The sequence below is a fragment of the Methylobacterium sp. XJLW genome (assembly GCF_003254375.1).
In the GTDB taxonomy this organism is placed as follows: domain Bacteria; phylum Pseudomonadota; class Alphaproteobacteria; order Rhizobiales; family Beijerinckiaceae; genus Methylobacterium; species Methylobacterium fujisawaense.
This window is the reverse complement of record NZ_CP016429.1, coordinates 3,927,171-3,951,425: the sequence shown is the minus strand read 5'-3', so window position 1 is coordinate 3,951,425 and position 24,255 is coordinate 3,927,171. Positions and strand designations below refer to the sequence as shown.

Below are 24,255 nucleotides of genomic sequence, written 5' to 3'. Positions count from 1 at the left end.
TGCCCCGTGCCTTTCGGCCAACGCCCTGCTAAGAGCGCGCCGTATCCTGAACCCAGCGCGAGCTAGCATGCGGGGCCTCGGCCTGTCGCGCCAGCGCGCGACCCGAGATGGCAGCCATGACCGCCGAGAGCTTCGCGCCGAAATCCGACTTCCTGCGGATCCTGACCGAGCGCAGCTATATCCACCAGACCTCGGACCTGGCCGGCATCGACGCCGCGGCCCTGGAAGGGCGGCTGACCACCTATGTCGGCTACGATTGCACGGCGCCCTCGCTGCATGTCGGGCACCTGCTGTCGATCATGATGCTGCACTGGCTGCAGGCCACGGGGGGGCGGCCGATCGCCCTGATGGGCGGCGGCACCACCCGGGTCGGCGACCCGTCGGGCCGCGACGAGACCCGCAAGATCCTCACCGTCGAGCAGATCGACGCCAACAAGGCCGAGATCCGCAAGACCTTCGACCGGTTCCTCCGCTTCGGCGAAGGGGCCGGCGACGCCGTGATGGTCGACAACGCCGAGTGGCTGACCAAGCTCAACTACATCGAGATGCTGCGCGACATCGGCCGGCATTTCTCGGTGAACCGGATGCTGTCGATGGACAGCGTCCGCCTGCGCCTGGAGCGCGACCAGGAGCTGTCGTTCCTGGAGTTCAACTACATGATCCTCCAGTCCTACGACTTCGTCGAACTGAACCGTCGCTACGGCTGCGTCATGCAGATGGGCGGGTCGGATCAATGGGGCAACATCGTCAACGGCATCGATCTCGGCCGCCGCATGGGCACGCCGCAGCTCTACGCCCTGACCTGCCCGCTGCTGACGACATCCTCGGGCGCCAAGATGGGCAAGACCGCGGCCGGGGCCGTCTGGCTCAACGCGGAGATGCTGAAGCCGTACGATTACTGGCAGTTCTGGCGGAACACCGAGGACGCGGACGTGGCCCGCTTCCTCAAGCTGTTCACCCTGCTGCCGATGGAGGAGATCGCGCGTCTCGCCGCGCTCGCCGGCTCCGAGATCAACGCGGCCAAGACGGTGCTGGCCACCGAGGCCACCGCGCTGATGCACGGCCGCGAGGTCGCGGAGGCCGCCGCGGAGACCGCGCGCAAGACCTTCGTGGAAGGGACGCTGGCCGCCGACCTGCCGAGCGTGACCGTGCCGTCGGCCACCCTGGAGGCCGGGCTCGGGGTCCTCACCGCCTTCGGCCCGGACGTCGCCAAGCTCGTGCCCTCCACCAGCGAGGCCCGCCGGCAGATCAAGGGCGGCGGCCTGCGGGTCAACGATGTACCGGTCACGGATGAGAAGGCGATGCTCGGCCAGGGCGACCTGACCCCGGACGGCGTGATCAAGCTGTCCTTCGGCAAGAAGCGGCACGTGCTGCTCCGGCCGGAATGAGCCGCCCGACCGCCTGGATCCGCGACGGGAAACAGCCCGCGTGAGCCTTGCCCGGATCCTGGTGATCGACGACGAGCCACCGATCCGCCGGCTGCTCCGCACCGGCCTCGGGACGCAGGATTACGCGGTCGCCGAGGCCGCCGACGGGGCCGCGGCGCTCGCCGCCCTGGAAGCCGGTGGCGTGGATCTCGCGATCCTCGATCTCGGCCTGCCGGACATGCCCGGCCATGCCCTCCTTGCGGCGATCCGCGAGCGCTGGCCCGACCTGCCGGTCGTGATCCTGTCGAGTCGCGACGACGAGCGCGGCAAGGTCGAGGCCCTCGATCTCGGGGCCGACGATTACGTCACCAAACCCTTCGGCATGAACGAGCTGCTGGCGCGCATCCGCACGGCCCTGCGCCATCGCCTGGCCATGCAGGGGGAGCGGGCGGTCTTCCGGGTCGACGACCTCTCGGTCGATCTCGTCCGCCGCGTCGTCCGGGTCGGCGAGCGCGCGGTGAAGCTGTCGCCCCGGGAATACGAGTTCCTGCGCGTGCTGGTGCAGCATGCCGGCAAGGTGCTGACCCACGCGCAGCTCATGCGCCACGCGCCGGCCTCGTCGGATCCGCAATACCTGCGCGTCTATATCCGCCAGCTGCGCCAGAAGCTGGAGCCCGATCCGGAGCGCCCGCGCTACCTGCTCACCGAGACCGGCGTGGGCTACCGCCTGCGTGCGCCGGACTGAGCCCGGCGCGCCGCCTCACGGCTCCAGGCCTTCCGCCGCGCGCCGCGCCGCCCGCAGCTTCTCGACCCGCGCCACCGAGAACACCGAGGCCTCGTACAGCAGCAGCATCGGGATCGCGAGGGAGAGCTGGGAGATCACGTCCGGCGGCGTCAGGATCGCGGCGGCGACGAAGACCAGCACGATGGCATAGCGCCGCTTCTCCCGCAGGAAGGCCGCGTCGATGATCCCGATCTGACCGAGCAGCGTCAGAATCACCGGCAGCTGGAACGCGATCCCGAACGCGAAGATCAGCGTCATGATCAGCGACAGGTATTCGTCGACCTTCGGCAGCAGCTTGATCGTCGGCTCCCCGGCCACGCCCACCTGCTGGAGCGACACCGAGAATTTGATCAGCAGCGGCATCGCCAGGAAGAACACCACCAGCGCGCCGAGCACGAAGAAGATCGGCGTGGCCACGAGGTAGGGCAGGAACGCCTTCCGCTCGTTGCGGTAGAGGCCCGGGGCCACGAAGGCGTAGATCTGCGTGGCGATCACCGGGAAGGCCAGGAAGGCCGCCCCGAAGACGCTGAGCTTGATGTTGGTGAACACCTGCTCGAGGAAGTGCGTGGCGATCAGCTCGGCGTTCTGCGCACCAACGATCGAGACATAGGGGTAGACCAGAACGTTGTAGATATCGCGCGAGAAGAAGAAGCAGGCGAAGAACATCAGCACGAATGCGATCAGCGACTTGATCAGCCGCGCCCGCAATTCGATCAGGTGTTCGAGCAGGGGCGCCCGCGACGCCTCGATCTCGGCCTCGTCCGCATCGCTGATCATCGGGCGGCCGTGCCGTTCTGGGACTCTTCGGTGGCGTGATGCGGGGCGGGCGGAGGCCCGAACGGATCGTCCACCGACCCGGGCACGGGCAGGGGTGCCTCCGCCATCTGCGGTGCAGGATCATGGGACAATTCGGCGGGCGGCGTCCCCGAGACCGGGGCCGGTGCTGCGGCGTCCTGCTCGGCCTTGAGCTGCGCCGTGGCATCGGCGAGGGATCGGGTCTCGACCGACGGCTTCTCCGGGCCGAGCTTCTCCGGGCCGACCTTGGCCCGGCCCTCGACGGCGCCCTTCAACTCGTCGCGAATGGTCTGCACGGGATTGAAGGTCGAACTCGCATTCCGGACCGTGTTGCGGATCCCGTCGACCTCGCGCCGGACATCGTCGAGCTCCGCCTCGCGGATCGCCTCGTTGAACTGCATCTGAAATTCGCCGGCCATGCGGCGCAGCTTCGAGGTGATCTGCCCGACGGTGCGCAGCGCCTTCGGCAGATCCTTCGGCCCGATGACGATGAGGGCGACGCCGCCGATCAGCATCACCTCGCCCCAGCTCATGTCCAGCATGTCGTCGACGGTCCTGCTGCCCTGAGATCCGGCGCGGTGGCCGGACCCCGTCAGGCTCTACACGAGCGCGTGCGCTCTGCCAGTCCTACAGTCGCGCCCGCCGTCAGACCGGCTTGCGCTCGCCGCCGGGAAGATGGCTCGCCGGGATCGCCGTGCCGGGGCTCGTCTCGGTGGCGTGCGGGATGGTGCGGACCGGTTCGGCCGGCGGCGGCGCGGCCTGGCTGACCGGAGGGGTCTCATCCTCGGCCATGCCCTTCTTGAAGGCTTTGATGCCCTTCGCGACGTCGCCCATCAGATCGGACACCTTGCCGCGTCCGAAGAGCAGCATCACGATGACCGCGACGATGACCCAGTGCCAGATACTCATGCTGCCCATGGCAACCTCCTGCGGGCGCCCCGAAGAAGCGGGAGCGCGACGCCACGTCCGGTTGAGGATTTCGGGGCGAACCTAGGGATCGCGCCGCCCGAACACAAGCAGAGGCGATGCCACGGCCGGTGGAAGGCCGCGGTGGAAGGCCGCAAGGGGCTCAGGTCAGGCGGCGGCGAGGGCCGCGGCGAAGCGCTCCCGGGCTTCCGGAACGTCGAGTCCGTCGCCTGCGGGGTCGAGCTGCGCCAGCGCGGAGGCGGCGCGGCGCGCGGCGTCTCCGGTGAGCGCGGGCGCCGCCTCGGCCACGGCGCGCATTTCGTCCATGGCGCCGTTGCAGTGGAGCCCGATATCGATCCCCGCCGCGAAGGCGCGCTCCGTCCGGTCGCGGAACGAGCCGGTCAGCGCGTGCATGGAGAGATCGTCGGTCATCAGAAGCCCGTCGAAGCCGATCGCGCCGCGGATGATGTCTCGGATGACGATGGCGGACTGAGTGGCCGGCCGGTCGGGGTCGATGGCGGTGAAGACCACGTGGGCGCTCATCGCCATCGGCAGGTCGGCGAGCGCCCGGAAGGTCCGGAAATCCTGCTCCGCCAAATCCGCGCGCGTCGCATCCACCACCGGAAGGCCGTGGTGGCTGTCACAGGTGGCGCGCCCATGCCCCGGGATGTGCTTCATCACCGGCAGGACGCCCCCGGCCATCAGGCCCTCGGCGACCGCGCGGCCGATCTCGGCCACCCTGTCCGGGCTGGTCCCGTAGGCCCGGTCGCCGATGATGTCGTGCGAGCCCGGCGCCGGCACGTCGAGGACGGGGGCGCAGTCCACGTTGATGCCGACTTCCGCGAGGTCGTGCGCCATCAGGCGCGCGCCGAGGCGGGCGACGGCCGCGGCGCTGCCGTTCAGGCGTCCGTAGCGGCCGCCGGCCGGGTAGGCCGGCCAGTGGGGCGGACCCATGCGCTGGACCCGGCCCCCCTCCTGATCGATCAGGATCGGCGCGCGATCGGATCCGACGCAGTCCCGCAGCGCGCCGGTGAGGGCGCGGACCTCGTCCGGGGTCCCGATGTTGCGCTTGAACAGGATGAAGCCCCAGGGCTTCACGTCCCGGAAGAAGGACCGCTCCTCCGCCGAGAGCGACGAGCCGGTGCAACCGAGGATCAGGGCGCGGGAGGTCATCAGGAACGGCTCGGAAACTGCTCGGTGGCGGCGCGAAGACGGCGGCGGGATCGCCGGGCGGTTCGGCTCGATGGCGACAGAGTCGGGCGGGAACGGGGAGCCGGCAAGACCAAACCGCGGCTCCGGGCGGAGGCCGGAGCGATGCCGCCGCCGGTGTGGCCTGCAAGACTCGGTCGGCAAGACTCGGTCGGCGAGCCTCGGTCGGCGGGGCGCCCGATCGGATCACCGCGGGCGGGAGCGCTGCCCCGACCGCGGCTTTCCGTCAGAACCTCAGTTCTTGGCCACGAAGCACTGGCCGCCCTCGCCCTGCAGGGCGCTGCACAGGCTCGCGGCCTGAGCCTTCTCCAGGGGTCCGACGCGGACGCGATAGATCGTCTTGCCGTTCACCTCGGCCTGCCGGATCAGCTCGGGCTTGCCGGCGAGCTGTGTGTACTTGGCCTGCATCTGCCGGAACGCGGCCTTCGCCTCGGCGGCGGAGCTGCGCACCCCGAGCTGCACCGAGAAGCCGCTGACCGGGCCGGACTTCACGGCCTCGTCGTCGGTGGTAGTGCTGGCGGTGGTGTCGGGCGCGGCCGCCCCGGCCGGGGCGACGGCGGCGATCCGCTGGGCAGCCTTCGGCGGCGGCTTCACGGCCACCGGCTTGGGAGCCGGCGGCTCGACCGCGGCGTCCGGCTGCGCGTCGACGGGCGTGGCCGTGGTCGCCGGCATGGCGGCGGCGGCCTGGCGCATCGGCTTCGACTTCGCGGGCGCTGCCGGCGGCGGCTCGTCGCCGGGCAGAACCATGGTGGGGATCGGGGCCGGCCCGGCGTCGACGGCCTGCTGCTCCCGCGGCGGCGGTGCGGGCGGCGCCTCGGGCTTGACTGCGACGGTGCGGACGCGGCGGGGCTCCCCGAACGCTTCGAACGGGCCGTTGCCCGGCGTCGTGCCGCCCTGGGCGCCGGTCGGCTGCGACGGGCCCTGGGCCGCGCGCGCGGCCTCGGCCACGTCGAGGGGCTGCTCCTCGCGGTTGACGATCTTGATCTGGCCGTCCTTCTTGCCCTTCGGATCGTAGATCTGCCGGTTCTGATCCGGGATCTCGACACCGTCGGCCACCTTCGGGGCGACCTTGAGCGGGGTGGAATCGGCCTGCACCACCGGCACGCCGCCATGGCCCGAATTGCTCATGCCCTTGTAGGTGAGCGCACCGGTGACCGCGAGCGCCACCACGGCGACGCCGGCGCCGACCGAGACGAGGCGCCGGCGCGGATTCGCGCGACGCAGGGCGTGGCTGTCCGCATAAGCGTCGTCGCCGCTCGATACCGCGACGCCATCTGGCGCGTAGGCGCCGCCTTCGCGATGCGTGTCCTGCTCCACGGAGGCGAGGTACTGATCGAACGCGTCGGCCGGCGTCGCCTTGGCGGGCTCCGGCGCGAAGCTCGGCTCCACCCGGGCGTTCCAGCCGGCCTGCGGCTGGGTGTCGGGCGCGACGGCGCGCATCTCGTCGCGCGCGGCGAGCAAAGCCCGGAACGGATCGTCCTGGCCGACGATGCGGGCGAGTTCCGCCAGCGGATCCGCCTTGGCCGCCTGCGGCGCCTGACCCGTCTCCTGACGCAGATCGCGCGCGAAAGCGTCCAGATCGACCTGAGCGCGCGAAGCGTTCGTCATGGCAGCATCCTCACATCAACGCCGGTGACCGGCCCGATGCGCTCGGGCCTATCGCATCTCGTCCGGCGCGGTCACACCGAGAATCGCAAGGCCGGCCGCCAGCGTGCTCCGCAGAGCTTCGATGAGCGCCAGCCGGGCCCACGTCGACTTTCGGTCGGTTGCATTAACAAACCGTAATTGCGGCAAGTCTTTGCCCTTGTTCCAGAAACTATGTAGCGCCGAGGCCAGTTCATAGAGGTGGAATGCGATTCTGTGCGGTTCGTGCGCCAGGGCTGCGGATTCGAGAACCCGCGGGTACTGGGCGATGAGGCGCATCATCTCGATCTCGCCCGGATCGCTCAGCACCGCGAGGTCCGCCTCGCGTGCCAGCGCCGCGGCCGAGAGGTCGGCCTCGGGAAACGCCTCGCGCGCCTGCCGCTGCACCGAGCGGACGCGGGCATGGGCGTACTGAACGTAGAAGACCGGATTGTCCTTCGACTGCTCCACCACCTTGGCGAGGTCGAAATCCAGGGTCGCGTCGTTCTTCCGGTAGAGCATCATGAACCGGATGGCGTCGCGGCCGACCTCGTCGATCACGTCCCGCAGGGTCACGAATTCCCCGGCCCGCTTCGACATCTTGACCGGTTCGCCTGCGCGCAACAGCCGCACGAGCTGGCAGAGCTTGACGTCGAGCGTCGCCGCGCCGTCGCTCACCGCCTTCACGGCAGCCTGCATGCGCTTCACGTAGCCGCCGTGATCCGCGCCGAGGACGTCGATCAGCTCGGTCGCGCCCGCGAGATACTTCGCCCGATGGTAGGCGATGTCGGAGGCGAAATACGTGTACGAGCCGTCCGACTTCAGCAGCGGCCGGTCGCTGTCGTCGCCGAATTCCTTGGTGCGGAACAGCGTCTGCTCGCGGTCCTCCCAATCCTCCGGCAGCTGGCCCTTGGGCGGCGGCAGGCGGCCCTCGTAGACGAGGCCCTTGGCGCGCAGCTCCGCGAGCAGCGTCTTCACGGCACCGCTCTCCTGGAGCGTGCGCTCGGAGAAGAACACGTCGTGGCGGATGCCGATCGCCTCCAGATCGGCCCGGATCATGGTCATCATCATGTCCAGCGCGGTCTCGCGCACCGTGGGAAGCCACGCGGCCTCGGGCTGGTCGAGGAGCGCGCGGCCATGGGTCTCCGCCAGCTTGGCGCCCACGGGCTTGAGGTAGTCGCCCGGATACAGGCCGTCCGCGATGGCGAAGGGCTCGCCCAGAGCCTCGCGGTAGCGCTGGAAGGCGGAGCGGGCCAACACATCGACCTGAGCGCCGGCATCGTTGATGTAATATTCCCGCGTCACCTGCCTGCCGGCCGCGACGAGCAGATTGGAGAGGGCGTCACCGAAGACCGCGCCGCGGCCATGGCCGACATGCATCGGCCCGGTGGGATTGGCCGACACGTATTCGACATTGATCGGCCCGCCGGGCAACTCCGCCCGGCCGAACGCCTCCGGCGCGGAGAGCGCGTCGCGCACGACCGCGTGAAAGATCGCGGGGTCGAGCCGCAGGTTGATGAAGCCGGGCCCGGCGACGCTCGCCTCCACGATCCGCGGATCGGCGCGGAGTTCCGCCGCCAGGGCTTCGCCCAGCGCCTTCGGGTTGGCCCGCGCCTCCTTGGCCAGGACCAGCGCCGCGTTCGTGGCGAGGTCGCCGTGCGCCGCGTCCCGGGGCGGCTCGACGACCACGCGGCCCAGGTCGAGGCCCTCGGGCAGATGGCCGGCGCGGGTCAGCGCCTCCACGGCCTCGCGCACGCGCGCCTCGAACAGGGCGAAGATGTTCATGGGTCTCGATCTCGCTTGCGCGGGGGTCTCGTCGCCCGGCCCGTCCGGCCTGTGCCCGCCCGGGCGGTCTAGCAAGGGGGCGGGAGGGTGTCACGGCGCCGAGCGGTTCGCCGGCCTGGAGGAGCCCACATTCCCGGCATCGGTCCGGTAACCAAGCGCGCGGCGCTCCCACGTTATCCCACGCGACGAATACGGATCGCGCAGTGTTCGGCTTGTTTTGGCCGGGACGACACTGTGTCATCGCCGACGATCGCGCGTGGGCCGATCGCGGAGTTACTGATGAAGACCTTGACGATTGCGGGTACGGCGCTCTGCGCCCTGATCCTGGCCGCGCCGGGTGCGGAGGCGGGCGGCTTCCACGGCGGCGGCTTCCACGGCGGCGTCCACGGTGGTTTCCGGGGCGGCTACGGCTACCGGGGCGGCTACGCGGCCCGCGGCTTCTACGGGCGCGGCTACGGCTACGGCTATCGCCGCGGCTACGGACGGGCCCTCGGCTACGGGCTGGCCGGTGCGGGGATCGGCCTCGGGCTCGGGCTCGCCGCCGGGAGCGTCTACGGCGGCTACGGATATGGTGGTTACGGGTACGGCGGCTACGGCTACCCGGCCGCCTATGGCGGCTACGGCTACCCGGCGGCCTACGGCGGCTACGGCTACGGCGGTGGCTACGGCGGGTGTTACGGCAGCTTCACCTGCGGCTGCGGCTGCTGATCCCAACCCATCCCGCGCCGGGCCCTCAGGGCTCGGCGAGGGGCAGGCCCCGGCTGGGCAATTCCCAGTGCAGGTCCGGCGTCGTCGCGTAGAGCTTGCGATGCGCAAGGACCGCATAGGTGTCGGTCATGCCGGCGATGTAGTCGGCGACCCGGCGGGCAACCCGCGCCTCGCTGGCCTCCTCGAGACCGGCGCTCCACTCCTCCGGCATCCGGGACGGCGCCGCGGTGAACGCGGCGAACAGGTCGTTGACGATGGCGTCGGCCTTCTTCCGCACCGCCACCACGCCGGGATGCCGGTACATGCGGTCCCACAGGAAGCGCATGATATCGGCATCGGCCGCCGCAATCTCCGGCGAGAAGACGATGACCGCCTGATCCGCATTCCGGATGTCCTCGACGCGGCGCGGATCCAGTTCGGCGATGCGGCGTCCGCCCTCGCGGATCACGTCCTCGACGAAGCGGGTGATCACCCGCCGGGCGAGTTCGTGGATCATGCGCGAGGGCTCCAGGCCCGGATGCAGCCGGTCGATCTCGTCGAGCAGCCCGGCCAGGAACGGGACCGCGCGCAGCTCCGGGATCTCGAACAGGCCGGCCCGCAGCCCGTCGTCGAGGTCGTGGGCGGCATAGGCGATGTCGTCGGCGAGGGAGGCCGCCTGGGCCTCGGGGCCGGCCTGGCTCCACAGGTCGAGGGGGTTCAGCGCATCGTATTCCAGGATCGCCGCCGGGATGCCGCGCGCGGCGTAGCGGGGCGTCGGCTGGCCGTCGGCCGTCAGCAGCGGGCCGTTGTGCTTGACGAGGCCCTCCAGGGTCTCCCAGGCGAGGTTCAGCCCGTCGAAGCCGGCGTAGCGCCGCTCCAGCCGCGTGACGATCCGCAGGGCCTGGGCGTTGTGGTCGAACCCGCCGTAGCGGGCCATGCAGGCGTCGAGGGCGTCCTCCCCGGTATGGCCGAAACAGGTGTGGCCGAGGTCGTGGCTGAGGGCCAGCGCCTCCGCAAGATCCTCGTCGAGCCCGAGGGCGCGGGCGAGCGCCCGGCCGATCTGGCTGACCTCGAGGGTGTGGGTGAGGCGGGTGCGGTAATGGTCGCCCTCGTGATGCACGAAGACCTGCGTCTTGTGCTTCAGCCGCCGGAACGCCGTCGAGTGGATGATCCGGTCCCGGTCCCGCTGGAAGTCGCTGCGGGTCGGCGAACCGGCCTCAGGGATCAGGCGTCCCCGGGTGCGGGCCGGATCGGTGGCGTAGGCCGCGCGCCAGCGCTCACCGTTGCGTCGCACGGCATCCGCTCGCAAACTCACGCACCCTACTCATGACGGCTCCTCGCCCGGCGCGTTGCGGCGCGGGCTTGCGCCTCATATCTTGTGGGCCGGGACGCCCTCGGCAACAGGCGGGGTGCGCCGTCCACCGAACGATTGCGTGGCCAGAGACTGATGGCTGATATCACCCTGACCGCCCGCGCGGCCAAGCGCATCAACGAGATCATGGGGGCGGAGCCGGCCGGCTCGTCGCTGCGGATCAGCGTCAATGGCGGCGGCTGCTCGGGCTTCTCGTATGCCTTCGACATCGCCCGCACCCGTGAGGCGCAGGACGTCGCCATCGAGCGCGACGGCGCCACCGTCATCGTCGACCCCATCTCGATGGAGTACATGAACGGCTCCACGATCGACTTCGTGAACGATCTGATCGGCCAGTCCTTCAAGATCGAGAACCCGCTTGCCACCGCCTCCTGCGGCTGCGGCACCTCCTTCTCGTTGTAGCGACCCGCCCGGCGCATCCGCGCCGTTGCGTCCATACGACACCGGTGCCGGCACGGTCGCCCGGGCCGGCATGCCTGATTGCCTCGCCTCAAAAAACCCGGCACGGCTAGGGAATTCCCGCGCGAGCCCTGGTCCGGATGCAGCCATGAACCACCCGAAGGCCCGCCTCCGCCTCCGGTCGGCCTGGGCGATAACCGGTATGCTCGTCCTCCTCGGCCTCGCTCCAGCGCCACTCGCCGCGCAGGAGGGCGCCGCCGCCGTCCAGGACGTGACGGTCACCGACGTGGTCATCCCGCTCGGCGGCACGCTGCTGAAGGCCCCGAAGCTCACGGCGAGCGGCACGCGCCTCTCCAAGGAGGATCTCGCGGCGATCCTGCGGCCCGATTCCAACGTGCCCTGGGAGCAGCGGCTCGCCCGGCTCGATGCGGGCAGCCTCACCGTGCCGGTCCTCACCTCCGAGAATGCGGGTCCCGGCGACAACCGGCAGACCGTCACCTACCGCGATGTGGTCGCCCGCGACATCCGCGCCGGCCGTGTCGGGGAACTGACGGCGGCCGGCGCCACGGTCAGCTCCGTCGCCGGGCCGAACCGCGGTTCCGGAACCTACGGGCAGGTGCGCGCCACGGATCTGGATCTGGCGGCCCTCAGCCGGCTGTACACGGTTCCGGGCGACGGCAAGGGACCGGTCCAGCGGGTCTATGGCACCATCCAGGTCTCCGATGTGACCTATTCCGACGCGCGCGGCACGACGGTGAAGATCGCACGCCTCGACGGGCGTGATCTCGGCGGCCGGCAGATCCCCGACGGCTGGAGCGGCGCCTTCGCGATCGTGGCCGGCGGTTTCGATGGCTCCAGCGACCGGCGTCCCCTGGCCGCCGCGGCGGCCGATCTCATCGCCGCCACCGCCGTCGGCAGCCTGGAGATGCAGGGCCTCAGCGTCAGCGACTCCGATCCGAAGGGGCCGGTTCTGTTCGAGATCGGCCGGGCCGCCTACACCTCCGCCGGGTCGGAGGGCAGCACCGTCCTGGACAACCTGGCGTTGTCGCGCGGCAGCCTGCGTGTCCATGTCGGTCGCCTCGCCGTCCTCGGGACCTCGCTGGTGCCGACCGTCGCGGCCCTCCAGGGGATCGCCGCCGAGCCGACGGCCGGGCCCGGCTTCTCCGATATCGAGATGCGCCGCCTGACGCCCAAGCTCGGCAATCTGACCCTGAGCGACCTGTCGATCGAGCTGCCGCCCGAGGGCGAACTCGAGCGGGCGCCGCCGCGTGATGGTCGGGCTCCGGCCCGCGGCGGCCTCTCCGACTCTGGCCGGGCGGGGCCTGGCAGGCCGGCAGATCCGAGGACGGGCGACACCGCCGCCGACCCCCTCGCCCTGTCGGTATCGCCCCGGCCGGTCCGCCGGATCGCCCTGCGCGAGGCCACACTCGCTCTGGGGGCGCCGAATGACGGCGTGCCCAGCGCGACCCGCCTCAGTCTCTCCGGCCTCAGCCTGCCGGCGGATCTCGTGGCGGGCGCGCCGATCATCGGCATGCTGCCGGTTTACGGGTACCGGGATCTCGACCTCGACCTCGTGGCCGACGCCACTTTGGATGAGAAGGCCCGCGACCTCGCCCTGCGCGAGGTGACGGTGTCGGGGCGCGACATCGGCACCGTCCGGCTATCCGGCACGCTGGGCGGTATCGGGCCCGAGCTGTTCTCCGGCACCCTGCCGGCCGCGACCATGGTGATGTTTTCGGGAAGCGCCAAGGCCCTCGACCTGACGGTGGAGAACGCGGGCCTGTTCGAGCGCTTCCTGGCCGCGCAATCGAAGGATCTCAGCCTCAAGCCGGACGAGCTGCGCAAGGAGTACGTCACCGCCAGCCTGCTCGGCGTGCCGATCATCCTGGGCAACAGCGCGGCCGCCAAGGGCATCGGCGCCGCCATGGGCCAGTTCGTGATGAAGCCCGGCAAGCTCGTGGTCCACGCGAAGTCCAAAGAGCCCGCCGGGATCGGTTTCATCGATCTCGGCGCGGCGCGCTCGCCGGCGGCCGTGCTCGACCGGCTGGACGTCGAGGCGAAGGCGAACTGAGGCGACCGTGACCGGTCTCCGGGCTGTCGCAGCCGGAAGACCGGCCTTGAGGAGGCCCCATGCGCGCCATCCGTCTCGCGAAGGCTGCGCTCGCCGCCGCCCTGGCGCTGACCTGCATGCCGGTCGTGTATGGCAACGTCGCAGACGTTGCCGCCGCGCGATCTGGCCTGCGGCCGGTCGGGTAGATTCCCGTCTCGCCGATCGGGCTTGGCTCTCGAACTGGACGGAGCCGAGACAGCCCAAGGCTGAAAGCTGCCGCGCCGGCTGTCGGAGCGTTCGTCGTCGACCGCGGAACGGCCTGCGTCGAACGTCGCTGCTCAAGCGATCACGCAGGCCCGTTGCGGAGGTTACAGCGCGATGATCTCCGGATGCTGCCCTGCGAGGTTCGCCCGGGTCGCCTCGGCCCAGGCGCGGTCGCGTTCCCGGCGCGGTCGATCGAGGGACACGGCGGCGATGAGACCCGCCGGACGCCGGGAGACCAGCAGCAGACGGTCGGCGATCCCGATCGCCTCGGCGACGTTGTGGGTCACCATCAGGACGCTCATGCCGGACCGATCCACCGTATCCACCACGAGGCCGCGCAGCTCGGCGGCGGCGGCATCGTCGAGGGACACGAAGGGCTCGTCGAGGACCAGCACCCGCGGCCCGTCGGCCAGGGCCCGCGCCAGTGCCACGCGGCGTTGCATCCCCAGGGAGAGCGCCTTCGGATAGCTGGCCCGCCATGCCGTCAGGCCGAGCTGCGCGAACAAGCCGTCAAGGTCGAGCCCGCGCCGCGCCCGAGGGAGCCCGAGGCGGACATTATGCTCGACGCTGCGCCAGGGGAGCAGCCGCGGGTCCTGGAATACGATACCGGCCCGCTCCGCCCCGGAGACGCGTCCCTCGAACGCGGTATCGAGGCCGAGCAGGATCCGCAGCGTCGTGGTCTTTCCGGCGCCCGATGGCCCGATCAGGCAGACAATTTCCCCGGCTGCGACCTCGAATTCGAGGTTGCGAACCGCCTCGACCGGTTCGGCATCGCGCGGCCGATACCATTTCGACGCGATCGCGACCTGAAGAACGGGCTCAGCGCCAGCGACGGACATAGGCTTCGAGCCGCTGCAGCAGGAGGACGTCGATGCCGATCATCACGGCCATGAAGACGAGGCTGTAGCCGATGATGGCCGCCACGTCGGTGCTCTGGACGAAGTAATAGTTGATCGCGAAGCCGACTCCGTCGGGACGACCGAGCAGTTCCACCACCAGCACGATCTTCCAGGCGAGGGAGAGGCCGGACCGCGCCGCCGTGACGATGTAGGGCTGGAGCTGCGGGATCAGGAGGTCGCGGGCCCAGGTAAGCCGGTCGAGCCGATAGGCGCGGGCCATCTCGTCGAGGCCGGGATCGAGATTACGGGCCCCTTCCCGGACAATCACCGCGACATTCGGGAGCTTGTTGAGGACCACCGCCAGGATCGCCGCGGTCTCGGTGAGCCCGACCCAGACATAGGCCAGTACGGTGATCACCAGGGCCGGCGTGTTGAGGAGGACGAGAAGCGGCGTGTCGAGCGTGAGATCGGTGACCTTCGAGCGTCCGAGCGCGACGCCGAGGACCACGCCGAGAAGCATCGCCACCGTGAATGAGATCGCTACGCGGAGCAGCGTCATGCCGACATTGTGTGCGAGGTCGCCGCGCTCCGCCTCCTGAACGATGAAGCGCAGCACCGCCAGCGGCGCCGGCAGCAGGCGCGATCCCGCCTCGAGTGCAGCCAACTGCCAGGCTGCAAGGAGCACGACCAAAGACGCGATGCGGGTCAGCACGCCCAGGCGATCCCGAGTGTCTGGACCGCTGCAACGGTGGCCCGCTGGGCCGGCGCATCACCCATTGCGACCGGTGTAGTACAGGTCGGGAGGCAGTGCGTCGCCCTTTCCGACGAGGCGCGCTCCGCCGAGCCGCGCCATCACGGTGTAGAGTTTCTCGGCATCGGCGCGCTCCTCCGCCACGGGGCGCCGCGGGATGCCGGCGAGGAAGTTGCGCTTGAGCGCCTCGAAGGTCGCATCGTCCTCGGCCGCCATCAGCGGGCGCACGATCTGCCACGCGCTCGGATCCGAGGCCAGGATGTCCTTGGCCGCCCGCGACGCCCGCGCGAAGGCCGCCACGGCAGCAGGCTTCTCCTTCACGGTGGTGTCCTGAAACAGGTAGCCGATCAGCGCCACGTCACCGGGGACGCCGAGGGCGTGCATGATGTCCTCGGCACCGACCAGTTGGCGAAACCCCTTCGCCTGAAGGCGGGCGCAGTAGGTCCAGTAGGTGAGCGCTGCGTCGAGGGCGCCCTGCTCCAGCTTCAGCGTGATCAGCGGGGGCGCGCCGTAGGCGATCTCGGCTTCGCGCTCCAGGTCGATTCCGGCCGCGTCCTTCGCCTGCGCCCGGAGCAGCAGCCAGTTCTTGTCCAGGGGACCGCCGGCCACCCCGAGGCGCTTGCCGGCGAGATCCTTGAGGCTCTTCACCGCGCTCCCGGCCGGTACCATCACGCCGCCCTCGGAGGTCGAGTACGGGATGAAGCGCACCGCCTGCCCGTCATTGCCGAGGCGGGCGGCCCAGAGCAGGTCGCCGATGATCGTATCGACCTGTCCTCCGATGAAGCTGATGCGGGCCGCGTCGTTGCCGGCGAGCTTCACGGCATCGAGCTGAAAGCCGTTGTCGGTGTCGAGGCCGCGGGCCTTGATCACCGCAGCCTCCCAGGTCGACGTCCCGAAGGGCAGACTCCCGAGACGGATGGTCGGCACGTCCGCGCGCGCCGCCCGCAGGCCGAGGCCGCCCAGCAGGCCGCCGGCGAGCATCGCGCGCCGTGACAGCATCACGCCTTCTCCCATCGTATTACGCAGTCTTCGACGGCGGTAGACTGACGTGCCGCATGAACGGGACGCCATTGGAAAAAGGTCATAGGGCTCACACCGGTTTCCGTCCACCGTGCGGAACACGCTTGCGCGCAACCGGCTGCGGCGGCACCCTCGACCGAGACGCCATCAGGGGAGACATGCGATCATGACCGAGCGACGCGAGGGAGTTCTGGACGAGGCGACCGTGGAGGCGCGGCTGAAGGCCGAACTGCCCGCCTGGCGCCTGGAGGATGGCTGGATCCGCCGCACCTACAAGACGGCCGGCTGGAAGGGCACGCTGATGGTGATCAACACCGTGGGTCACCTCGCCGAAGCAGCCTGGCATCATCCCGACATCACGGCGTCCTATGCCTGGGTCGAGGTCCGGCTGATGAACCACGCCGCCAAAGGCATCACCGAGAAGGACTTCGCCCTCGCCCGGAAAATCGAGGAGGTCGTGTCCTGGCAGCCGGCCCTGGAGGGACAGGGCCTCGAAGGGACGCCCACGGATCCGCGCTTCGCCTACATCAAGTACGACAAGTAACCGCGCGGCGCGGGCGTCACTGCGGGTCCTTCACGCGGCGGCACTCGGTCTTGAGGTAGGCGGTCTTGCCGATCTCGTCGCGGCGCTCGGTGCGGGCGATGATCTCCTGCCAGCCGGTGGCGCATCCGAGCTCGTTGGCAACTCGGACCTTGCGAACCTCAAGGGCCTGGTCGTCCGTGCAGGCGTCCTGTGCGAGGCCGTTGGCGCAGACCAATACGACGGCGATGAAGGCGTTCATGGATGGGGCGGTCCTCGTTCTCGCCGCACCCTACGCGCCAAGCGACCGCAAGGTTTCCGATGACGGGCTGCGGCCCGCGATCAAGCTTTCGTCACGGTCGGCCCGCCCTGAGGGGGCGGAGGGACGGGCCGACCGTTTCTCGCAGCACCCGCGGGCGCTGCGATCGCGTGAGCCGGGCGATCAGCCGGCGTGGGCCGCCGGACGGGCGCCCGCATCCGGGCGGATGCGGTAGCAGCCGATGTAGAGGGCCGGCAGGAACAGGAGCGTGAGGAAAGTCGCCGCCAGGATCCCGCCGATCATGGCGAAAGCCATCGGACCCCAGAAGACCTCCCGGGCGATCGGAATCAGGCCCAGACTCGCGGCGGCTGCCGTCAGCAGGATCGGCCGCATGCGGTGGTGGGTCGCCTCGAAGACCGCTTCCCAGGGGGCCATCCCCTCGGCCCGGAACTCCTCGATCTGGCTCACCAGGATGACCGCGTTGCGGATGATGATCCCGATCAGCGCCAGGATGCCCAGGATGGCGACGAAGCCCATCGGCTTGTCGAACAGGAGCAGGGCCGGCACGACGCCGATCAGACCGAGCGGCGCCACGGTGAAGACGAGGATCATCCGGCCGAAGCTCTGGAGCTGCATCATCAGCAGGAACGCCATGGCGAGCAGCATGACCGGGACGACGGCCGCGATCGGGCCCTGGCCCTTGGCGGATTCCTCAACGGCGCCGCCGGTCTGGACGGTGTAGCCCTCCGGCAGCGCCTTGATGAAGGCGTCGATGCCGGGCTGCAGAGCGGCGACGATGGTGGCCGGCTGTGTCGCGTCGTGGATCGTGGCGCGCACCGTCACGGTCGGCAGACGGTCCCGGCGCCAGACGATCGGCTGCTCGAGATCGTAGCCGATCCGTGCGAAGGCGAGCACGGGGACCACGGTGCCGTTCGCGAGACCGACCTGCAGCGATTGCAGGGTGTCCAGCGAAGACCGCTCCACCGCGCGGGCACGGCCGACGACGTTGACCAGATAGATCGAGTCCCGGACCTGCGTGATCGCCTGGCCGCCCTCGATCCCGTTGAGGATTCCGGCGACGTCCTGGCTGGTGACGCCGAGCTGACGCGCCTTGTCCTGAAGGATCTCGACCCGCAGCACCTTGCCGGGCTCGTTCCAGTCGAAGGTCGGCACGTCGAGCCGCTTGTCGCCGGCCACCACGTTGGCGAGGTCGAGCGAGAGGCGGCGCACCGTCTCCATGTTCGGGCCGCTGAGGCGGTACTGCACCGGCCGGCCTACGGGCGGTCCGAGGCTCAGGGGCTGCACCAGCACGTCGGTGCCGACGAAGTCGCGCAGGGCGATGGCCTGGAGACGCGCCATCACGCGGTCGCGCACCTCGAGCGACTTCGTGACGATGACGATCTGACCGAAGAAGGCGTTGGCGAGCTGCTGATCGAGGGGTAGGTAGAATCGGACCGCGCCCTGACCGACATAGGACGACCAGCTCGACACGTCCGGATCGCCCTTCAGGTTCGTCTCGAACCGGTCCATCTGCGCCCTGGTCTCGGCGATGGTGGCGTTCTGCGGGAGGGTGAGGTCGACCAGCACCTCGGAGCGGTCCGAGGACGGGAAGAACTGCTGCTGCACATGCCCCATCCCGACGATGGCGGCCGCCATCAGCGCGAGGCAGACCACCACCGTCGTCCAGTGCCAGCGCATGGCGACGCGCAGGGCCGCCATGAACAGGCGCGTGAAGATGCCGCGCTTCTCCGTGTGGTGCTTCATGGTCTTCGGCAGCAGCGTGACGCCGACGAGCGGGGCGAACAGAACCGCCACGACCCACGATACCAGCAGCGATGCGGCGATCACCACGAACAGCGAGTAGGTGTATTCGCCCGCGCCGGAGCCGTTGAAGCCGATCGGCAGGAAGCCCGCCACGGTCACCAGCGTTCCGGTCAGCATGGGGAACGCCGTCGACGTGTACGCGAAGGTGGCGGCCTTGCGCAGCGTGTCGCCCCGCTCCAGCCGCGCGACCATCATCTCGACGGTGATCATGGCGTCGTCGACCAGCAGGCCCAGCGCGATGATCAGTGCGCCGAGCGAGATGCGCTGCAGGGTCACGTCCATGATCTGCATGACCACGAAGACGATCGCCAGCACGAGGGGGATCGACACCGAGACGACGAGGCCGGCCCGGATGCCCAGGCTCACGAAGCTCACGGCCAGCACGATGACCACGGCCTCGACCAGCGCCTCGGTGAAGCCGCCGACCGCATGCTCGACCTGCTTGGGCTGATCCGAAACGAGGTGGACGCCGACGCCCACCGGCAGCGTCGCCTCGATCCGCCGCATGCGCTCCTTCAGCGCTTCACCGAAATGCAGCAGGTTGGCGCCCGGACGCATCGCGATGGCCAGCCCGATCGCGGGCTTGCCGTCCACCCGGAACAGGGGCGCGGGCGGATCCTCGTAGCCGCGGCTGATCTCGGCGATGTCGGCAAGACGGAAGAAGCGATCGTTCACCCGCAGATTGAAGTCCTGAAGCGAGGCTTCGGAGGCGAAGGAGCCGCTGACCCGCAGCGAAATGCGCTCCGGTCCGGCCTGAACGACCCCGGATGCCGAGACGGCGTTCTGCGCTTGAAGCGCCTTGATCAGGGCCTGGAGATCGATGCCGTAACCGGCGAGCTTCCGGGTCGAGAAGTCGAGATAGATGGTCTCGTCCTGGGTGCCGAGCAGCTGCGTCTTGCCGATATCGGGCACGCGCAGCACGTCGGTGCGGATGCTCTCCACGTAGTCGCGCAACTGCCGGTGAGTCAGGCCGTCGGCCGTGAAGGCGTAGACGTTGCCGTAGACGTCGCCGAACTCGTCGTTGAAGAACGGCCCCTGCACACCGTCCGGGAACTGGCTCTTGATATCCCCGAGACGTTTGCGGACCTGGTAGAAGGCGGGCTGGACCTCGCCCTTCTTCAGGGTGTCGCGGAAATTCACGAAGACTGTGGAGGATCCCGGGGTCGTGTAGCTGCGGACGTAGTCGAGGCCGTTGAGCTGCTGGAGTTCCTTCTCGACCCGGTCGGTGACCTGATCGAGGGTATCCTTGATGGTCGCGCCCGGCCAAGTCGTCTGCACGACCATCGTCTTGATGGTGAACGGAGGATCCTCCTCGCGGCCGAGGCGGCCATAGGCCATCACGCCCGCCACGAGCGAGACCAGCATCAGGAACCAGACGAACGAGCGGTGCTCGAGCGCCCAGTCGGAAAGGTTGAAATCCTTCACGCGAAAACCCCGTGCGGCCGGATCAGACGGCGCCGTTGGCCAGGCGCACGGCCTGGCCTTCCTTGAGGACATGGACCCCCGCGACCACGACGCGTTCGCCGGCCTTCAGCCCATCGACGACCGCGATGCGACCGTCCTCCGCGTTGTCCCGCGCCGCCGCTACGGTCACGTCGCGACGCGACACGGACTTCCCGTCGGCGGACACGACCCAAACCGAGCGGCGGCCGCCGTCCTCGAGCAGTGCCGATGCCGGCAGCAGCACGGTGGGCGAGACATTCCGCGTCAGCGACACGTTGATGGTCGCGCCGAGCCGGAAGGCCGGGCCGGGCTGGTCGAGGCTGATCCGGATACGCTTGGAGCGCGTCCCCGATTCGGCGAGCGGCGCGATCTCGCGGACGCGCCCACGCGCCGTGAGCTCCGGGGCGCTCTGGAGAGCGACGGTGAAGATGCCGTCCGCCGGCAGCGCTCCGACATAGACCTCGGGAATGTCGACCACGGCCTCGCGAACGTCCGGCCGTGCCACGGTCACGACACCCTGGCCGGCGGTGAGCACCTGGCCGACTTCGGCGAGGCGCTGGGTCACGACACCGTCGAACTCGGCCTTCAGCTCGGTGTAGCCCATCTGGTCGCGGGCCTTCTGCAGGCTGGACAAGGCCTGGTCCACCCGCGCCCGGGCCGTCTCGCGCTTGGCAACCGCTTGGTCGAGCGTGGCCTGGGCGACGCTGTTGCCCGACATCAAGCGCCGGGTCCGCGCCTCGGCGGCCTCGGCGTTCTCGGCCTGGGCCTTCGCATCGGCGAGATCCGCCTCGGCACGGGTCAGGTCGAAGCGTGTCACGATCGTGTCCAGGGCCGCGAGGCGTTGGCCCCGGGTGACGAGGTCGCCGATCGTCACGTCCCGCGCCACCATGCGGCCGGGAATCTGGAAGCCGAGCTGCGCCTGATAGCGCGGCTCGATCGTGCCGGCGAAGGGCCCGAACATGACGGTGTCGCTCGGCACGACCACCTGCGTGAGCACCGGACGTATCGGGGCCGCTGCCGCGGCTTCGCCGCCCTCCTCGCCGTGCCCGTTGCAGGCCGCCAGCGCTGCCGCGACGAGGCTCAGGGCGAGATACGTGTGCGCCTTCACGGGCGAGCTCCAATCTCGGCGGCCGCGACGGTCTGACCGGGGCGCAGGAACTGGATGCCGGCGACGACCACGCGCTCGCCCGGCTCGACGCCGCGCTTCAGCGCGATGATGTCGGGCCCGAAGCGGTCGATCTCGACGGCGCGGACCGAGACTGTCCGCTGGTCGGGGTCGTAGATCCAGACGGACGGTTGCCCGTCGTAGCGGTACAGCGCCGACCAGGGCAGGATCACCGCTTCATGGGGCGCGAAGCGTCCGCGGCCGACCACGACGGCACCCAGCCCCATCGCGGCCGGAGTCGATTTGAGTCCGATCTTGACCCGGACGGTGCCGCTCGCCGCATCCACCGTCGGCGAGATCTCGCGCACGGTCCCGACCGCGGTGGTCGCCGGATCCGACTGGAGCGCGACCGCGATGGTGTCGCCCGCCGGCGGCTGGGCCAGCAGCGATTCGTAGACATTGAAGACCGCATCCCGGGGGCCGTCCTGCGCAATCACGAGAACGGTCTGCCCCGATTGGACCACTTGGCCGACCTCGAAGCTCCGGCTGGTCACGACACCGGCCACGCCGGCGCGCAGTTCCGTATAGGAGAACTGCTCCTGCGCGGTTCCCAAAGCGGCCTTCGCCGAATCGACGGCCGCCTGTGTCGTGCGCAGCTCCTGCTCGGCATTGTCGTAGGTCGAGCGCGTGGTGAAGCCGCCGGCAAGAAGTTGCTTCTGGCGCTCGAAGGACATCTTGGCCTGGGTCAGGAGTGCCTCGGCCGAAGCGAGGGCGGCTTTCGCGTTGTCGAGATTCGCCTGCTGGGTCAGGGGCTCGAGAACGGCGAGGACCTGATTGGCGGTGACGTGATCCCCGACCTCGACCCGCCGCTCGGCCACCTTGCCGTTGGTCCGGAACGAGACGTTGACCTGCGCCTGGGCCTGGATGTCGCCGGTCACCACGACCTCGAGCGCCTGGGGCGTACGGCGTGCCTGCACCACCCGCACGCGCGCCATCGCGGGATCGAGCGCGGCGTCCGGTTCGGCCCGTGCGCACCCGATCGACGCGAGCGCGGTTAACACCAGTATAACGGATGGGGGTGGACGGAAGACGATGCGGCTCATGCGATCGACCGTGTCGGCGCGGCTCGTGCGAAATGCGTGGCGCGTTCCTACGCCATCCGTTACATACCGTCCAGACGGTTTTTAGTGCAGGTCAGCGATGCAGGTGAAGCGACAACGGCTGGCGGCCCGGCCCGAGATCATCCTTGAGGCCGCCGCCGCGGTGCTGCTCAAGGCGGGCGTGCGGGGGTTGACGATCGACGCGGTTGCCGCCGAGGCCGGACTAAGCAAAGGCGGGGTTCTGCACCATTTTGCGTCGAAGGATGCGTTGGTGGTGGCTCTGGTCGCCCGCAAGCTTGCGGATGTGCGCGAGGAGATCGCGGCATGCGCTGCGGCGATCCCCGCCGGCCCGTCTCAGTTCCCGAAGGCGATGGTGGCGCATGTGCGCGGGCATTATTGCGAGGACAACGAATCCGCGCGCGCACTCCTGCTGGCCTCGATGGAGTCGCCGGAGGCGCAGAAGGGGTTCCAGGCCTTCGTGGTGGATCAGCTGGATCAGCTCGGTCAGATCGACGGCGCCCGTCCGGGCGAGGGTTCCGTCCTGTTCTTCGCGATCCTCGGCCTGTTCATGAGTCGGGCCCTGGGCTTCCACCAGCTCGGCGAGGATTCGCTCGTGCCGATGCTCGACGCCCTCGATCGTATCGCGAGCCGGACCGACGGCTGAGATTGCGCGCTCAGACCTGAAAGGCGAGAACCGCCCGCGTGCCCGGAGATCCGGGAGCATACGACAATGCCGAGCGCAGGTTCGACGCCATCGCCCGCACGATCCGTGAGCCGAGCCCGGTGCCGCGGATCTCACCCTCTCCGGTCCAGCCGATTCCATCATCCTCGACGGCGAGCCGCACGGTGTCGGCGGCATCGCACTCGATCGCCACGCGGATCTCGCCCGACGTGCCGACCGGATAGGCGTACTTGTACGCGTTGGTGACGAGTTCGGTTACGACCACGCCCACCGAGACAGCCTTGTCCGTCGAGAGGCGCACGGGCGCCGCCCGGAGCCGGATGGCATGATCCCGCCCGCTCGCCCGCATGGCCGCCTGCAATTCCTCGACGAGGCTCTGCAGGTAGGCGTCGAGCTCCACGGACTCGACGTCGTCCGAGGTGTAGAGGCGCCGATGGATCCCGGCGATCGCCGAGATCCGGGCCTGCATCTCGTCGAGCGCAGCCTTGGCAGCCGAATCCGTGACGGCGTTGCGCTGCATATGCGCAAGGGCCGCGACGAGGGCCAGGGAATTGGCGACGCGATGGTTGACCTCGCGCAGAAGCAGTTCGGCGCGGTCGCGCGCCTCACGCACCTCCGCTTCGGCGCGTTCCTTGTCGCGCCGCAGGCTCTCCTGCCGCAGCGCCGTGGCGACGGCCTCGCCCAGCAGCTCCCGGAACTGCCCCTGAACGTCCTTCCAGACGTAGTCGACCGCGCCGGCCTTCAAGGCCGCGACGGCGACGCGGCTGTCCTCGGAGCCCGTCACGTAGATGACCGGGGGCGCCTCAGGCAGGGCACGGATTTCCGGCAGCAGATCGAGGCCGGTCTGGCCGGGCATGTGATGGTCCAGGGCGACGGCATCGATACCGCCCTGCGCCAGCCGTGCCAGCCCCGCGGCGCCGTCGGGACAGATCTCGACCGCGTAGCCCCGGGCCTCCAGGGCGCGCCGGACCAAGCGACCGAGGCCTGGATCGTCGTCGATGTAGAGGATGCGTGCCGCCGCGGCGGTCCCGTCCCCGCTGACACGCCCGGTGCTCATGGGTTCTGGGGAACCTGCATGACCGAGAAGAACAATCCGAGCTGACGGATCGCGTTCGCGAAGCCGTCATAGCTGACCGGCTTGGTGATGTAGACGTTGGCCCCGAGATCGTAGCAGCGCTGGATCTCGCGGCTGTCATCCGTGGTGGTCAGCACAACCACCGGGGAGCGCCGCGTATGCGGGTTCGCCTTGACCTTCTCCAGGATGTCGAGGCCGGTCATGTCGGGCAGGTTGAGATCGAGCAGGATCAGCAGATGCCGCCGGGCACTCGCCTCGCCGGTGCCGTCCGCGCCGAACAGGTAGTCCAGCGCCGATGTGCCGTTCCGGAACGGGACGATCTCGTTGTTGACGCCGGCGCGACGGATGTTGCGCTCGATGAGGCGCGCATGCCCCTCGTCATCCTCGATCATCACG

24 protein-coding genes are annotated in these 24,255 nt (G+C 69.7%); 8 read left to right on the top strand and 16 right to left on the bottom strand.

Annotated elements, in window-relative coordinates:
* The first annotated feature begins 116 nt into the window (after window positions 1-116).
* Together tyrS and A3862_RS18290 are read left to right on the top strand one after the other, a co-directional pair.
* Window positions 117-1,388 carry a tyrosine--tRNA ligase gene (tyrS, locus tag A3862_RS18295; RefSeq protein WP_043757916.1) on the top strand — a complete coding sequence of 424 codons (1,272 nt, stop codon included), beginning with the start codon at window positions 117-119 and terminating at the stop codon, window positions 1,386-1,388.
* 40 nt (window positions 1,389-1,428) lie between these two features.
* On the top strand, window positions 1,429-2,112 hold the full coding sequence (locus A3862_RS18290) for a response regulator (protein ID WP_043757918.1): 684 nt from the start codon (window positions 1,429-1,431) through the stop codon (window positions 2,110-2,112).
* A gap of 15 nt (window positions 2,113-2,127) precedes the next feature.
* Here A3862_RS18290 and tatC read toward each other — a convergent pair whose 3' ends face one another.
* The 6 genes from tatC to argS all read right to left on the bottom strand — a co-directional run bounded on the left by tatC (window position 2,128) and on the right by argS (window position 8,469).
* Window positions 2,128-2,928 (bottom strand): twin-arginine translocase subunit TatC, encoded by an 801-nt coding sequence (gene tatC, locus A3862_RS18285; protein WP_043355639.1) that lies wholly within the window; start codon window positions 2,926-2,928, stop codon window positions 2,128-2,130.
* On the bottom strand, window positions 2,925-3,488 hold the full coding sequence (gene tatB / locus A3862_RS18280) for a Sec-independent protein translocase protein TatB (protein ID WP_111473878.1): 564 nt from the start codon (window positions 3,486-3,488) through the stop codon (window positions 2,925-2,927). Before tatB ends, tatC begins: the two co-directional genes overlap by 4 nt.
* A 103-nt stretch (window positions 3,489-3,591) precedes the next feature.
* Window positions 3,592-3,864 (bottom strand): twin-arginine translocase TatA/TatE family subunit, encoded by a 273-nt coding sequence (locus tag A3862_RS18275; protein WP_043355642.1) that lies wholly within the window; start codon window positions 3,862-3,864, stop codon window positions 3,592-3,594.
* 156 nt (window positions 3,865-4,020) lie between these two features.
* A complete protein-coding gene (gene nagZ, locus A3862_RS18270; protein WP_043757921.1) occupies window positions 4,021-5,025 on the bottom strand; it encodes a beta-N-acetylhexosaminidase in 1,005 nt (334 codons plus the stop codon).
* 270 nt (window positions 5,026-5,295) lie between these two features.
* Window positions 5,296-6,669 carry an SPOR domain-containing protein gene (locus A3862_RS18265; protein ID WP_043757923.1) on the bottom strand — a complete coding sequence of 458 codons (1,374 nt, stop codon included), beginning with the start codon at window positions 6,667-6,669 and terminating at the stop codon, window positions 5,296-5,298.
* A gap of 48 nt (window positions 6,670-6,717) precedes the next feature.
* Entirely contained in the window at window positions 6,718-8,469 is a 1,752-nt protein-coding gene (gene argS, locus A3862_RS18260; RefSeq protein ID WP_043349127.1) for an arginine--tRNA ligase, read from the bottom strand.
* Window positions 8,470-8,748: 279 nt separating this feature from the next.
* Between argS and A3862_RS18255 the strand changes: the two genes are divergently transcribed.
* Window positions 8,749-9,177: a hypothetical protein gene (locus tag A3862_RS18255; protein ID WP_111473877.1), complete on the top strand. Its 429-nt coding sequence runs from the start codon at window positions 8,749-8,751 to the stop codon at window positions 9,175-9,177.
* A gap of 25 nt (window positions 9,178-9,202) precedes the next feature.
* Here A3862_RS18255 and A3862_RS18250 read toward each other — a convergent pair whose 3' ends face one another.
* Entirely contained in the window at window positions 9,203-10,450 is a 1,248-nt protein-coding gene (locus tag A3862_RS18250; protein ID WP_043757929.1) for a deoxyguanosinetriphosphate triphosphohydrolase, read from the bottom strand.
* 153 nt (window positions 10,451-10,603) lie between these two features.
* Between A3862_RS18250 and A3862_RS18245 the strand changes: the two genes are divergently transcribed.
* The 3 genes from A3862_RS18245 to A3862_RS32385 all read left to right on the top strand — a co-directional run bounded on the left by A3862_RS18245 (window position 10,604) and on the right by A3862_RS32385 (window position 13,183).
* Window positions 10,604-10,930: a HesB/IscA family protein gene (locus A3862_RS18245; protein ID WP_043349135.1), complete on the top strand. Its 327-nt coding sequence runs from the start codon at window positions 10,604-10,606 to the stop codon at window positions 10,928-10,930.
* A gap of 145 nt (window positions 10,931-11,075) precedes the next feature.
* Window positions 11,076-12,998 (top strand): hypothetical protein, encoded by a 1,923-nt coding sequence (locus A3862_RS18240; protein WP_111473876.1) that lies wholly within the window; start codon window positions 11,076-11,078, stop codon window positions 12,996-12,998.
* Between the two features lie 59 nt (window positions 12,999-13,057).
* Window positions 13,058-13,183: a hypothetical protein gene (locus tag A3862_RS32385; protein WP_257791598.1), complete on the top strand. Its 126-nt coding sequence runs from the start codon at window positions 13,058-13,060 to the stop codon at window positions 13,181-13,183.
* A gap of 162 nt (window positions 13,184-13,345) precedes the next feature.
* Here A3862_RS32385 and A3862_RS18230 read toward each other — a convergent pair whose 3' ends face one another.
* Genes A3862_RS18230 through A3862_RS18220 form a run of 3 tightly spaced genes read right to left on the bottom strand, consistent with a single transcriptional unit; the run spans window position 13,346 to window position 15,830 of the window.
* A complete protein-coding gene (locus A3862_RS18230; protein ID WP_043757934.1) occupies window positions 13,346-14,080 on the bottom strand; it encodes an ABC transporter ATP-binding protein in 735 nt (244 codons plus the stop codon).
* Entirely contained in the window at window positions 14,061-14,798 is a 738-nt protein-coding gene (locus tag A3862_RS18225; protein ID WP_043349142.1) for an ABC transporter permease, read from the bottom strand. The genes A3862_RS18230 and A3862_RS18225 overlap by 20 nt, the downstream gene beginning before the upstream one ends.
* A 51-nt stretch (window positions 14,799-14,849) precedes the next feature.
* Window positions 14,850-15,830, bottom strand: a complete 981-nt coding sequence (locus tag A3862_RS18220) for an ABC transporter substrate-binding protein (RefSeq protein WP_043380795.1) — start codon at window positions 15,828-15,830, stop codon at window positions 14,850-14,852.
* A 187-nt stretch (window positions 15,831-16,017) separates the two neighbouring features.
* On the opposite strand from A3862_RS18220, the gene A3862_RS18215 reads away from it, so the two are divergent.
* Complete coding sequence (locus A3862_RS18215) at window positions 16,018-16,395, top strand: 4a-hydroxytetrahydrobiopterin dehydratase (RefSeq protein WP_043349148.1); 378 nt, start codon at window positions 16,018-16,020, stop codon at window positions 16,393-16,395.
* Between the two features lie 16 nt (window positions 16,396-16,411).
* Here A3862_RS18215 and A3862_RS18210 read toward each other — a convergent pair whose 3' ends face one another.
* From A3862_RS18210 to A3862_RS18195, 4 genes are all read right to left on the bottom strand, one after another.
* On the bottom strand, window positions 16,412-16,633 hold the full coding sequence (locus A3862_RS18210) for a hypothetical protein (protein ID WP_043349150.1): 222 nt from the start codon (window positions 16,631-16,633) through the stop codon (window positions 16,412-16,414).
* 180 nt (window positions 16,634-16,813) lie between these two features.
* Window positions 16,814-19,879 carry an efflux RND transporter permease subunit gene (locus tag A3862_RS18205; protein ID WP_043380799.1) on the bottom strand — a complete coding sequence of 1,022 codons (3,066 nt, stop codon included), beginning with the start codon at window positions 19,877-19,879 and terminating at the stop codon, window positions 16,814-16,816.
* 22 nt (window positions 19,880-19,901) lie between these two features.
* On the bottom strand, window positions 19,902-21,005 hold the full coding sequence (locus A3862_RS18200; protein WP_043757936.1) for an efflux RND transporter periplasmic adaptor subunit: 1,104 nt from the start codon (window positions 21,003-21,005) through the stop codon (window positions 19,902-19,904).
* The gene (locus A3862_RS18195; protein ID WP_111473875.1) at window positions 21,002-22,105 is read right to left on the bottom strand and encodes an efflux RND transporter periplasmic adaptor subunit; all 1,104 of its coding nucleotides are present in this window, start codon (window positions 22,103-22,105) and stop codon (window positions 21,002-21,004) included. Before A3862_RS18195 ends, A3862_RS18200 begins: the two co-directional genes overlap by 4 nt.
* A 97-nt stretch (window positions 22,106-22,202) precedes the next feature.
* Between A3862_RS18195 and A3862_RS18190 the strand changes: the two genes are divergently transcribed.
* A complete protein-coding gene (locus A3862_RS18190) occupies window positions 22,203-22,766 on the top strand; it encodes a TetR/AcrR family transcriptional regulator (RefSeq protein WP_043351415.1) in 564 nt (187 codons plus the stop codon).
* A gap of 10 nt (window positions 22,767-22,776) precedes the next feature.
* On the opposite strand, the gene A3862_RS18185 is transcribed toward A3862_RS18190, so the two are convergent.
* Window positions 22,777-23,841, bottom strand: a complete 1,065-nt coding sequence (locus A3862_RS18185) for a sensor histidine kinase (protein WP_051975973.1) — start codon at window positions 23,839-23,841, stop codon at window positions 22,777-22,779.
* Window positions 23,838-24,251 (bottom strand): response regulator, encoded by a 414-nt coding sequence (locus tag A3862_RS18180; RefSeq protein ID WP_043351430.1) that lies wholly within the window; start codon window positions 24,249-24,251, stop codon window positions 23,838-23,840. Before A3862_RS18180 ends, A3862_RS18185 begins: the two co-directional genes overlap by 4 nt.
* Between the last annotated feature and the right edge of the window lie 4 nt (window positions 24,252-24,255).

Coding starts and splice junctions, on each gene's coding strand:
- tyrS (WP_043757916.1), top strand. CDS start 117: ATGACCGCCGAGAGCTTCGCGCCGAAATCCGACTTCCTGCGGATCCTG.
- tatC (WP_043355639.1), bottom strand. CDS start 2,928: ATGATCAGCGATGCGGACGAGGCCGAGATCGAGGCGTCGCGGGCGCCC.
- tatB (WP_111473878.1), bottom strand. CDS start 3,488: ATGCTGGACATGAGCTGGGGCGAGGTGATGCTGATCGGCGGCGTCGCC.
- A3862_RS18275 (WP_043355642.1), bottom strand. CDS start 3,864: ATGGGCAGCATGAGTATCTGGCACTGGGTCATCGTCGCGGTCATCGTG.
- nagZ (WP_043757921.1), bottom strand. CDS start 5,025: ATGACCTCCCGCGCCCTGATCCTCGGTTGCACCGGCTCGTCGCTCTCG.
- A3862_RS18265 (WP_043757923.1), bottom strand. CDS start 6,669: ATGACGAACGCTTCGCGCGCTCAGGTCGATCTGGACGCTTTCGCGCGC.
- argS (WP_043349127.1), bottom strand. CDS start 8,469: ATGAACATCTTCGCCCTGTTCGAGGCGCGCGTGCGCGAGGCCGTGGAG.
- A3862_RS18255 (WP_111473877.1), top strand. CDS start 8,749: ATGAAGACCTTGACGATTGCGGGTACGGCGCTCTGCGCCCTGATCCTG.
- A3862_RS18245 (WP_043349135.1), top strand. CDS start 10,604: ATGGCTGATATCACCCTGACCGCCCGCGCGGCCAAGCGCATCAACGAG.
- A3862_RS18240 (WP_111473876.1), top strand. CDS start 11,076: ATGAACCACCCGAAGGCCCGCCTCCGCCTCCGGTCGGCCTGGGCGATA.
- A3862_RS32385 (WP_257791598.1), top strand. CDS start 13,058: ATGCGCGCCATCCGTCTCGCGAAGGCTGCGCTCGCCGCCGCCCTGGCG.
- A3862_RS18230 (WP_043757934.1), bottom strand. CDS start 14,080: ATGTCCGTCGCTGGCGCTGAGCCCGTTCTTCAGGTCGCGATCGCGTCG.
- A3862_RS18220 (WP_043380795.1), bottom strand. CDS start 15,830: ATGCTGTCACGGCGCGCGATGCTCGCCGGCGGCCTGCTGGGCGGCCTC.
- A3862_RS18215 (WP_043349148.1), top strand. CDS start 16,018: ATGACCGAGCGACGCGAGGGAGTTCTGGACGAGGCGACCGTGGAGGCG.
- A3862_RS18210 (WP_043349150.1), bottom strand. CDS start 16,633: ATGAACGCCTTCATCGCCGTCGTATTGGTCTGCGCCAACGGCCTCGCA.
- A3862_RS18195 (WP_111473875.1), bottom strand. CDS start 22,105: ATGAGCCGCATCGTCTTCCGTCCACCCCCATCCGTTATACTGGTGTTA.
- A3862_RS18190 (WP_043351415.1), top strand. CDS start 22,203: ATGCAGGTGAAGCGACAACGGCTGGCGGCCCGGCCCGAGATCATCCTT.
- A3862_RS18185 (WP_051975973.1), bottom strand. CDS start 23,841: ATGAGCACCGGGCGTGTCAGCGGGGACGGGACCGCCGCGGCGGCACGC.
- A3862_RS18180 (WP_043351430.1), bottom strand. CDS start 24,251: ATGATCGAGGATGACGAGGGGCATGCGCGCCTCATCGAGCGCAACATC.